This is a genomic window from Dinghuibacter sp. (assembly GCF_035492835.1).
GTDB lineage: Bacteria > Bacteroidota > Bacteroidia > Chitinophagales > Chitinophagaceae > Dinghuibacter.
The window spans coordinates 1-10,786 of the sequence record NZ_DATJIY010000188.1 but is presented as its reverse complement, the minus strand read 5'-3'; the positions used below and the strand labels follow the sequence as shown (position 1 = coordinate 10,786).

9 protein-coding genes are annotated in these 10,786 nt (G+C 59.8%); 5 read left to right on the top strand and 4 right to left on the bottom strand.

Translation table 11 applies throughout. The features are described from left to right. The 5 genes from VL547_RS18090 to VL547_RS18070 form a co-directional block, all read left to right on the top strand. The coding region (locus VL547_RS18090) for a glycosyltransferase family 2 protein (protein WP_325580492.1) at positions 1-813 on the top strand (813 nt) is incomplete at its 5' end. A 10-nt stretch (positions 814-823) separates the two neighbouring features. After that, positions 824-3,715 carry a tetratricopeptide repeat protein gene (locus VL547_RS18085; RefSeq protein WP_325580490.1) on the top strand — a complete coding sequence of 964 codons (2,892 nt, stop codon included), beginning with the start codon at positions 824-826 and terminating at the stop codon, positions 3,713-3,715. Then, complete coding sequence (locus VL547_RS18080) at positions 3,715-5,946, top strand: DUF4838 domain-containing protein (protein WP_325580488.1); 2,232 nt, start codon at positions 3,715-3,717, stop codon at positions 5,944-5,946. Before VL547_RS18085 ends, VL547_RS18080 begins: the two co-directional genes overlap by 1 nt. A 55-nt stretch (positions 5,947-6,001) precedes the next feature. Beyond that, entirely contained in the window at positions 6,002-6,691 is a 690-nt protein-coding gene (locus tag VL547_RS18075) for a tetratricopeptide repeat protein (RefSeq protein ID WP_325580486.1), read from the top strand. Positions 6,692-6,735: 44 nt separating this feature from the next. Further along, positions 6,736-7,230: a GNAT family N-acetyltransferase gene (locus VL547_RS18070; protein WP_325580484.1), complete on the top strand. Its 495-nt coding sequence runs from the start codon at positions 6,736-6,738 to the stop codon at positions 7,228-7,230. Positions 7,231-7,300: 70 nt separating this feature from the next. On the opposite strand, the gene VL547_RS18065 is transcribed toward VL547_RS18070, so the two are convergent. The 4 genes from VL547_RS18065 to VL547_RS18050 all read right to left on the bottom strand — a co-directional run. Next, positions 7,301-8,554: a porin family protein gene (locus VL547_RS18065; protein WP_325580482.1), complete on the bottom strand. Its 1,254-nt coding sequence runs from the start codon at positions 8,552-8,554 to the stop codon at positions 7,301-7,303. Positions 8,555-8,652: 98 nt separating this feature from the next. Continuing rightward, a complete protein-coding gene (locus tag VL547_RS18060; protein ID WP_325580480.1) occupies positions 8,653-9,702 on the bottom strand; it encodes a Smr/MutS family protein in 1,050 nt (349 codons plus the stop codon). 43 nt (positions 9,703-9,745) lie between these two features. Next, positions 9,746-10,195 (bottom strand): DoxX family protein, encoded by a 450-nt coding sequence (locus VL547_RS18055; protein ID WP_325580479.1) that lies wholly within the window; start codon positions 10,193-10,195, stop codon positions 9,746-9,748. A 120-nt stretch (positions 10,196-10,315) separates the two neighbouring features. Further along, a partial coding sequence (locus VL547_RS18050) for a hypothetical protein (protein WP_325580477.1) occupies positions 10,316-10,786 on the bottom strand: 471 nt, incomplete at its 5' end.

Sequence of the window (10,786 nt, the reverse complement as noted above, 5' to 3'; positions counted from 1 at the left end):
TGCGAGGTGGAGGAAGGCGTGCTGGTGCGGATGCGCCCCCCCAAACAACTGCTGCCGCGCTTCCAGGAAATGGAGTACATCCGCGCCTATGTGCTGGGCAAAATGGGCTGGAGCATGATCAACGCCGTCCCCAACGTCTCCGGCGGTCTGGGGCTGTTCGACAAGGAGATCGCCATCAAGGCGGGCGGCTACGACCCGCGCTCCTTTGGCGAGGACATGGACCTCGTGACCCGGATGTGCGCTTATATGAAGGACAACAAACAGAAGTACGCCGTCCGCTATATCCCTTCCACCCAGTGCTGGACCGAAGGGCCCCCCAATATGAAGATATTCAGCCGCCAGCGCACCCGCTGGGGCCGCGGTCTGATCCAGATCATGACCCTGCACAAAAAGATCATCTTCAACCCGCGCTACGGCAAGCTAGGGCTGATCGTGTTCCCCTACAACCTTTTCTTCGAGTTCCTCGCCCCGATCATCGAGATCACCGGGATACTCTATTATATCTACATCGTCGCTACCGGCCAGATCAACTGGCAGTACGCCCTTATCCTCCTGGCCTTCGTCTATTGCTATTCGGTGATGATCACCACCTTCGCCATCCTGTGGGATCAGCTCACCTACCGCTACTACAAAACCTGGGGAGAAGTGCTCGGGCTGGCCGCCATGGCCTTCCTGGAGCCGATCATCTACCATCCCCTCATCGTTTTTTTTGCCGTCAGAGGATACTTCTTTTTTATCACCGGACGCAAGCACGTCTGGGGAAATATGCAACGCCAGGGGTTTGGTCAACGCGCCAGACCGCAGGCCGGATAAATCGCCGCCCATGCCGAAAATCGTCTATATCCTACTCTTGCTCCTCACGTGCGCCACCCGCGCGGCCGCCCAGGCGCCGGCCCCCTCCACCGCGCGCGACGCCACCGTCGACCAGCTCACCGGGGCTGTCCGCCAGGCCATCGCCGCCGCCCGCTACCCGGAGGCGCTGACGCTGATGCACCGCGTATACAACAAACAGCACGGCCACGGCGACGCCGACCAGCAGTTCCTCCTGGCCAAGGCATACGTCCTGAACCGCTACGAGGACAGCGCCGACAACGTCCTCCGCGACCTGATCCTGGCCGATCCCAAGTACCGCGACGCGTACGCGATGATCGCCAATATCCGACTCGACAAGCACGATCCCGAAGAAGCCCTGTGCTTTATCGACGACGGCCTGTACTATTACCCCGGCGATAAGGAATTTGCGTTGAAAAAATTCTCCATCCTCCAAACCATGCGCAACCCGGCCCGCGCGGAAGAGCAGGGCGAGGACCTGTTGAACCGTTTTGGACAGGACACCGGCGTGGTCCGCACTTATATCGCCTACAAGATCGAATCCGCCCAGCGCTACGCCAAAATAAAAGACTTCACCCGCGCCACCTACGAATACCGTAAGGTCCTCGAGGTCGACCCCGCCAATGCAGAAGCCACCCAGGGACTGTACGGTTTGGAGGTCCGCACCGGCAACTACGAGGACGCCCTGGCCGGCGTCAACAGCCTGCTCGTCGACAAGCCCGACGACTACGAGCTGCTGATGAAGAAAATGTCGCTCCTCCAGGACCTGCGTCGTTATCCCGAAGCCATCGAGGTGCTCCAGCACGTCCTGAAGACGCACCCCGGCGACGCCAAAGCCCACCAGCTCGACGTAGACCTACGGATGGAAGCCGGCCGGTATTTTATGAGCGAGGACCCCTACCTCCAGTTCCAGGCGGTGCTCGAAAAGTCCCCCTCCAACCGCGAGGCCCTCGACTATGTCATCAACCTGGCCTCCGCCCGTGGTCTCCACGTGGACGCGCTGGCCTTTGTCAACCGCGCGCTGCGCTACTACCCGGACGACCGCGCCCTCCTGGCCAAAAAGGTCTCCATCCTCCAAAGCCTCCAGCAATACGGCCCCGCGGCGGTCATCGCGCGCCAGCTGTATATGAGCTCCCCCTCCTACCGCGACCTCTATATTGAGCTCCAAACCGCCAGCGGCCGCGCCTATATGAACGAGCTCGACTATGACAGCGCGTTGGCTTCCTTCGCCGCCGTATTGGCGCTCAACCCGGCAGAGCCCGCCGCCCTGAATTATTCGATCAACATCCTGAGCGCCCAAAAGAACTATGGCGCTGCCATTGCCCTCGTCGACAGCGCCCTCCAATATTATCCCGGCAACGAGACCCTGTTGCTCAAAAAGGCGGGGATCCTGCAGGACGACACCCGTTTTGGCGAAGCCGCCAGGCTGTTGGACACCCTCCGGCAGACCCACCCCGACAACAACCGCTACCGCGCCTCCTATATCGATCTGCTGCTGACCCAAGGCCGCCAGATGATGCAAGCCGACGACTATGACGCCGCCGCCGGTATGTTTTCCGCCGTGCTCGCCGTCGACGCATCGCAAAACGAAGCCCTTACCTCATTGATCAACGCCGATCTCGCCCGCGGCCAGGCGGACTCTGCGCTGGCGGTGGCCGGCCAGGCGTTGACTTATTATCCCGATTCCCGCGAGTATCTGGTAAAAAAAGCTTCCGCCCTCGAAGCGCTTCATCGCTACCCCGACGCCTACGCGATCACCGATATGCTCCGCCAGCGGTATCCCTACAACGCGCGCATCCGCGACCAATACCTCGACGAGGTCCTCGCCGCCGGCCGCTACTACAACACCACCGGCCACCCCGACGACGCCCTTGCCGAATTCCGCCGCGCCCTCGCGACGAGCCCGCGCGATTCGGCGGCGCTGATGTATGCCACTAACATCCTCCATGCCCGCGGCAGCGCGCCTCGCGACCCGGCCTCGCTGGATTCCGCGCTGGCGCTTATCGACCAGGGTCTCCGTTATTACCCCGGCAACGAATATTTCACGTTGAAACGCGCGGTCGTCCTCGAAAACCTCCATCGCTACGCCGAGGCGCTCCCCGCCGCCGATTCCGTCGCGAAGATGGACCCGACGGCGGACCACCGCGACTACGCGGACTACCTGCGGAGCAAGGGCTTTCGCAACGCCCTGGGGCTGCAGTACCTGAGCTCCCACTTCGACTCCGTGTCGCCCGCGAACATCGCGACCCTGCACTATGTACGCTACACCGCGAATGGCTCCTCCTTCGACACCAAGATCAATTTCGCCGGGCGCTCCATCGGCACCGGCATACAGCTCGAAGAGGAGATATACTATACGCACAACGAGCACTGGGATTCGTATGGCGACGCCGCCGTGGCGAACGACAATGTTTTCCCGCGCATCCGGCTCGCCTACTCCCTCACCCGGAACCTGCGCCACGGCTGGGCCGTGGAGCTCGGCGGCCGGTACCTCAACCTGGATTCGATCTCGGTCTTTTCCGGCGTGGGCTCGCTCACCAAATACTTCGGCGACTTCTACCTCAACCTCAGGGGATATCTGATCGCCGCACCCGGCCATCTCTATGAGGCCGGTCTCCTCACCGCGCGTCAGTACCTGGACAACAAAACCGACTTTTTGTACGCCACCCTCGGGGTGGGCAACTCCCCCGACGAGTTCACGCGGGAGTACAACCTGGGGACGAACCTCGGCAGCCAGACGTACAGCATCGGCGCGGGTTACCAAAAGGTTTTTAACTACCGCAACGCCGTCAACCTTTCCGGCGCCTGGTACAGCCAGCGGCTGGCGCCGGAGCGCTATCGCAACCAGTACGACCTTTCGTTGAGCTATCTCCGGAAATTCTGATGCGATCGATCGCCCTTTTTGTCGCCATGGGCCTCACCGGCTTCGCAAGCTCCGCACAGCGGCTCACCCTGGTGCGCGACGGCGTCAGCGCCTACCGCATCGTCCTCCCCGACGAGCCCCTAAAGGTGGACCGGGACGCGGCCGCTATCCTCCAACGTTATATCGCGCGGATATCCGGCGCCACGCTGCCCATCGTGCAAGACGCCGCTGGTCCCGCCATCCGGCTGGGCCGCCAGGTAGATCTCTCGAGGGTACGCGACGACGGTTTCCTCATCGCCACACATGGCTCAGACCTTTTTATCGCCGGCGCGCACGGCCGCGCCACCGTCTATGGCGTGTACGACTTCCTCGATCGCTACCTCGGTTGTAAGAAATACGACGCCGGCCCCGCATACGTCCCCCACCAACCAACCATCGGGATCGGCGCCATCGACGACCTCCAAAACCCCGCCTTCTTCTACCGCGAAACCTACTACCCCTCTGCTTTTGACGCCGAGTTCCTGGAGTGGCACCACCTCCACCAGTTTACGGACCTGTGGGGCGTGTGGGGTCATTCTTTTTTCAAATACGTCCCACCCGCCACCTACTTCAAAACCCATCCCGAATACTTCGCTCTTGTCGACGGTCAGCGGCGCGCAACGCAGCTGTGTCTGAGCAACGATACCGTTTTCCAGCTCACCGTAGCCGCGCTCCGCGAGCGCATGGCGCGTCATCCCGACGCCCTCTGGTGGTCGATCGCGCCCAACGACGACAACGGCTACTGCACCTGCGACCGCTGCCGGCGGATGGACCCCACCGAAGCGCTGATCCGTTTCGTCAACCGCGTGGCCGCGGTTTTCCCCGACAAGGCGTTCACCACGCTCGCGTATGGCTACACGCTTCATGCACCCGCGCATACCGCGCCCGCATCCAACGTGTACGTCATGCTCAGCAGCATCGACGCGCCGCGTCAAAAGCCCCTGTCGGCCTACGCGCCCCTCAACGCGGCTTTCTCCGCCTGGGGCGCGCTGACAAGCCACCTGATGCTCTGGGACTACACCACGCAGTTCACGAGCTACGTCGCGCCCTTCCCCGACTACGCCTGCCTACAACCCAATCTTCAATATGCGCTGGCCCACGACGTCCGCGGCGTCTTTTCCCAAGGCAGCGGGGAGACCTATTCCGATATGGACGCCTACAACGCCTACATACAGGCGGCGCTCCTCTGGAACCCCTCCGCCGACGTCGCGCGGCTCACGACCGAATTTTGCAACGGCTACTACGGGGCCGCCGCGGGCCCTTTCATAGCGCGGTATCTGGCGGCGCTCTCCGCCGCCGTGGCGCGTCCCAGCGCGGCCGCGTCCCCTGATGCCGCCCCGCCCTCCCTCGACATCTACGGCAACCCCGTGAACGAGCGTTTTCTGAGCGCCGGGACGATCGACGCCTTGTCCACGCTCCTCGACAAGGCCGAAGCCGCCTCAGAGACCGCGCCCGCGGCGCCCGGAGCTGCCCCGCCAGAGGCCGCGCGTGTCTCCGCCGCCCGCCTCCCCCTGGAGTACACCGTCCTCCAGCAATCCCGCTTTTACGGCCCCGAGCCCCACGGCTACCTGGAGCCGGATGGCCAGGGCGGCTTCAAGGTCCGCGTCAATTGGCCCGCCCGTGTGGAGCGGTTTATACAAGCCTGCAAAAAAGCCGGCGTCAAGGAAATGTCGGAAGGCGGCCCCGACCCCGATGCCTACGCAAAAGAGTGGGCGTCCATCTTCGCCCGCGGCTGGGAACCTACGAAGGCATTGAACGCAAAGGTCACCCTGGCGACCCCGTTTGTCGCGGACTACCCCGCCAAAGGGCCGCGTACCCTCACCGATGGCGTGCCGGGTTACGGCGACTTCAGCTATAACTGGCTGTGCTTTTACGGTGTGGATATGAACGCCACCATCGACCTCGGCGCGGTCATGCCGCTGACCGACGTTCATATGCACTTCCTCTACGACCCGAGACACTGGATATTCCTGCCGTCGACGGTTCGCGTGGAGATATCTACCGACGGGACCAGCTACACACCACTAGGCGATCGGGTATTGCCTCCGTCGGACGAAGACTACACCATGTCGATCAAAGCGATCGTTTTTTCCGCAAATGCAGGCGCCCGCTACATCCGGGTGATCGCCGCGAACCCCGGCGCCCTTCCCTCGTGGCGTCCCAGCTTCACTAAGAAGCCGATGATCTGTTGCGACGAGATTTTTGTGGAATAAAAATATTAAGTTTGGGTAACGCATTGCTTGCTTACCTAAAATCCACAAAATCGTTATGGGATTGTTCGATACCCTTTTTAGAAAAACCGACATGCACAAGTCGATGAATGTAATCGGCAAAGAATTTCAAATCTATCCCAAGGCATTGGCCTATGCCGAGCGCGGTCTCGACAGCTATGGCCGGCGGGATTACACCCGGGCCGCCTACCACTTCACAAAGGCTATTCAAGCCCAGCCCAATAACCAAAACCTGTTTTCCCTGCGGGGCGCCGTTTATGAAGACCTGGGCGACGATTCCAGGGCTGCCCGCGATTTTGTAAAGGCGCTGGGCGTGAATCCCGGCGACACCCTTGCCGCCTACCGTTTGGGCATGGTCTATTTCAGGAAAAACGAGCTCGAAAAGGCCGTCAAATGGCTGGGCGTCTCTTACGCTGGCGCCATCGACGTCGACTTCTCCAACCTTGGAATGAGCCACGTCATGTTCGTACACAAAAAGGTCATCGCCTGTAACCTCGGCAACCTGCTGACCCAGCTGAGCCGTTTCGACGAGGGCTTCCTTTACCTCGACGAGGCGATCAAGCTCGATCCGAAATATCCCGATCCCTATATGGCCAAGGGATTGGCCCTTGCCCGGATGAAGAAGCCCGAAAACGGCATCCCGCTGTTGCGCATCGCGGTTCAACTAGGCCATCCGCCGGCCGTTGCCGCGTTGGAATCCCTGGAACAGCAACCGCTCGGGCTATAATCCCCGAACAACGACCAAAGACGCATAAGGCGTAATTTCGCTCCATGCACATACGCCCCGCAACGGAAGCCGATCTCCCCGTCCTCCTGGAGATATACAACGACATCATCCTCCACACGACCGCCGTGTACGACTACGAGCCGCACACGCCCGACATGCGGATGGCCTGGTTCAAGGCCAAGCAGGACGGCGGCTACCCCGTCTTCGTCGCGGAAGACGCCGGCCGCCCCGTCGGCTTTAGCTCTTTTGGCCCCTTCCGCGCCTGGGCCGCCTATCAATATACCGTTGAAAACTCCATTTACGTCGCCGCGGGCCAGCGGGGCAAGGGCATCGGCAAGGCCCTCCTCCCACCGCTCATCGACGCCGCGCGCCAAAAAGGACACCACGTCATGGTCGCCGGCATCGACGCCACCAACGACGTCAGCCTGAAGCTCCACGCCGCCGCCGGTTTCACCGAAGTCGCACGCTTCCGCGAAGTAGGGTTCAAGTTCGGCCGCTGGCTCGACCTCGTTTTTATGGAGCTGCTGCTCGCCCCATAAAAAAAGGCCGCCAACCGGCGGCCCTTTGGGAGGAGGTTCTACTAGAGGCGCGTGATACAAAAAAATGTTATTAATAGGCCGGTGTCGAAAGCGTCGCATTGCGCCTGTTGCGGAACACATACCCAAGCGTAAGCCCAAAGCTACGGGTACGGACCGTGGCGGCAGAGCCGTCCGGTGCGATGTTCTTAAGACCAAAGTCGAACGTAGCGCCGAGGACGAAGTTCCGATCCATCAGGATTCCTGCCATCATGTTGGCGCCGAAATCCATCCGGCGGAGGTTGTCTCCAGCGGCATAGTTATTCCCAAATTGCATGTCGGTGTTGATGCCCTTTTCGGTATAAGTACCGTTTAGGGCGTACGCCAGGTACGGGCCGGCGCCCACGAAAAAGCGCTTGTTGAAGAGGTTGGTGTGGTACACCAGGTCCAGGGGTGCGCTTAGGTAGGCGACGTGGATGTTGAGCGGCTGTCCACCCGCGGGTTCGGCGTGAAAGCCCTCGAAGGAATAGACCAGCGAGGGGCGGAAGGACAGCTGTTTGTGCAGAGGTAGATCGGCAAAGAGGCCAAGGGCAAAACCGGTAAGCGGGGTCCCGGAGACGTGACCGTCTCCACTGGTGTTGGCGCTGGCGCCGGACCAGTTGAGGGAGGCGACACCCCCGAATTGGATACCATGGGGGTCCATCAGCGTGTTCCGGATCGAGTCGGCAAAGGCGTTTGCCTCGGCGGACAGCGCGAAGGGAGCCATCGAAGGCTCGATACCCGTGGCGTCGGGCGCCGCGTCGAGATCCAGGTCGATATAATCGGCAGACATGGAGATGTCTTCGGCGCCGTCCCTGGAGAGGACGTCGACATCGGAAGCGGCGACGGCGTCCAGGGAAGACTCGCGGGCCAGGTCTGCCGATACAGGAGCGGACTGGCCGCCCCCGATCGGGCTAGAGGCAGTAGCGTCCTGTGCGATATGAGCGACTGCCAATGGGGATTGAATATGGGTTGGGATAGTAAGTACGGTGGGGGCCGGAGTGGGGACGTCTACGCCCACGGCTCCAACGGCGTCCAAAGCGGCAGCCTGGTCGGAGGACGACGCCGCAGCGGCGCTGAGGCTCGTGGGTGAAGCGCTGGCGCGGAGACCGATACCGTCCGACGGTCCGCCCTTGGCGGGCATGGCGGAAGCGGTTGCCCAGCGGATATGCGCAGGCCGGGGACCGTTTGACGCGGCCATTCCGATATTACCAGTAGATAGAAAGGAAAACGAGTTTCTGAACTGGGTGACGGAATTCAACACAAAAAAAGCGATACAGAGGATAAGCAATAAATAGAGATATCGCATTGTAGTTTCGTTTGGGTAAGGGATTAGCGATAATTCTAATGCAAAGTTATAGCTATACTTTGTAATCTGATAACTACTTCGTTAATCGGATGTTAGCGTCATTTGAAGTAGATTTCCGTGGCTCCATAGCCGTAGTTGTTATTGTATTGATTTACAAAGCTTTTGACCTCCCTTTTGGTGTTCAGGATCTCGTGGATGTCGTCCCGCAACCGGCCGGTGCCGACCCCGTGGATCACCGTAAATGTAGGTAGATGATGCAGCACCGCAAGCTCGTAGTACTTTTCGAACGTACTGAGCTGTAATCCCAATATCTCCTCGGGGTTCAGCTTTTCCCCGGGGTGGGTCAGCTTGTCCGCGTGCAGGTCGACGACGCTCCGGGCGGGTTCGAGGTGCTGGCGGGCCTTCCCGGCGTCGTAGAGCTTGAAACCTGCCTTGCCAAGGCTGCTGAGGTCCAGACCGCCCTGGTGACGGGGTGAGCTATGGCTTTCCGCAAAGGGCGCGTCCGGGTAGGTATCAAACAACGGGTACGAAAAGGACGCCTCCTGGTTCTGCCGCAGCGTCTCGACCCTTTGAAATAACTGCTTGGCTTTCAGCTTATGGGAAGCTTCGAAGTGGTCCACCTTCCCCGCCTGGGGCCTGACGAGCGAGAAATCGAAGTCGAACTTCGGGTTGTCGTTGACGTTCTCCAGGGGCACGTTCTGCAGGTAGAAATCGCTGAACGGCGCCAGGCCCGATGTCAGCCGCATATCCGCCGCCCCGCTCAGGCGGAGGGTGTAGTCGAAATTCAGCTCCAGCGGCGTCTGGTTGACGAGATAGACCTTAAAGAAGTCCACCACGTCATCGTCAAAGACGTCCTTGTCAAAAACCGGGAAAAACGTCAGCCAAACCCCCGGCTCCAGGTTATACTTGGTCCGGGCGCTCTGCGAGGGCTCCGGCTTTAGTTGCTCGACATACTTTTTGGGGGGCGCCGGGGCCGCCTTTTTCTCCGAAAAACGCTTGAAATACGGAAAATCAATCTGGTCGGAATACGCCGGGAAGCGCACGCCTTTGACCTCGACCATCACCATTTTGTCGTTGATGATGTCGATGACTTCGCCTTCTTCGTTGCTGTGCCGGACAATGACCTTATCACCTATCTGAAATTTCATAATCTCATTCCGGCCGAGCCGGTTTTGCCGGCAAAATTACAACCTATTTCGTCTTCATAGGATGGTTCTCCAGGAGACGGTCACAACTCCAGGGTCCACCCCCTTCGACGACGAACAAGACGAGCAGGAAAAGTATCAACAGCGACAGCCACCAGCTCCCGGAAGGAGACAGGATGTCCGAGGGCGGGTTGATAAAGATCAGCGCCCCCAGCAGGTTGGGGATCTGGATCAGGCTGGCGAACCGGGTCAGCAGCCCAAAGGCCACCATAAACCCGCCGATCAGCTGCGTCATGATCACGTAGTGCGCCATGACGCCTATGGATATGGAGCTGAGAAACTGACTTTTGCCAATCAGGGTCGAGAGGTAGTCCATGTTGTTCATGAATTCGACCGCCTTCATAAACAACAGTATCCCCAATACCATGCGCACGATGTCGAGCCATTTGGGATGGTGGGTGTCCCCCCAGTGTTCCATTCGTTGAATGAGGTTCATATGGCAAGTATTTTTGAGAAATTACGTCTTTCCCAAGAAAAATGCAATAGCCGTGCCGAATGGCGCGGCCACGCCGAATGCCGCGGCCACGCCGAATGCCCTCTTATTTGGCCGCCCCGGTCAATTGCCTGTAATTCTTTTGGTCCAAACGGCGCCGGGCCGTGAGGCCAGGAACGAGAGCCCGGGCATGATGCGTTTTTGAGCGCCGGCGGACTCGTTATAGGCCTGAATCTTTTGCTCTATGGCGAGCACCGGATTGGTATCGGCGGTGGTGGACTTTTCCAGGAATGCAAACGTACGCTCTTTACTATCCGCGGGATAGACGGTTATCTGGGACGTATAGACTCCTTGATACACCTTGTAGCCGTTTAATTGTCCGAAATCATAACGAAATGACGTCCCGGATAAATCGATGCTAAAAAAATCCACCCCTAATTCAATCGTTGCCGGTTCGGAAAACAGGTTCCATATCGGTTTTCGTAAAACTGTCAGTACGAGGGCAGGAACAAGCACTACACCAAAGGCGATCACGGGCGTGCGTGTCGCAAGGGCGACCCATCCGACCAGGCATGCCAAGGCAATGGTCAATGG

What these genes read in the sequence shown, in the direction of transcription:
- VL547_RS18085 (WP_325580490.1), top strand. Translation starts at nt 824, where the DNA reads ATGCCGAAAATCGTCTATATCCTACTCTTGCTCCTCACGTGCGCCACC.
- VL547_RS18080 (WP_325580488.1), top strand. Translation starts at nt 3,715, where the DNA reads ATGCGATCGATCGCCCTTTTTGTCGCCATGGGCCTCACCGGCTTCGCA.
- VL547_RS18075 (WP_325580486.1), top strand. Translation starts at nt 6,002, where the DNA reads ATGGGATTGTTCGATACCCTTTTTAGAAAAACCGACATGCACAAGTCG.
- VL547_RS18070 (WP_325580484.1), top strand. Translation starts at nt 6,736, where the DNA reads ATGCACATACGCCCCGCAACGGAAGCCGATCTCCCCGTCCTCCTGGAG.
- VL547_RS18065 (WP_325580482.1), bottom strand. Translation starts at nt 8,554, where the DNA reads ATGCGATATCTCTATTTATTGCTTATCCTCTGTATCGCTTTTTTTGTG.
- VL547_RS18060 (WP_325580480.1), bottom strand. Translation starts at nt 9,702, where the DNA reads ATGAAATTTCAGATAGGTGATAAGGTCATTGTCCGGCACAGCAACGAA.
- VL547_RS18055 (WP_325580479.1), bottom strand. Translation starts at nt 10,195, where the DNA reads ATGAACCTCATTCAACGAATGGAACACTGGGGGGACACCCACCATCCC.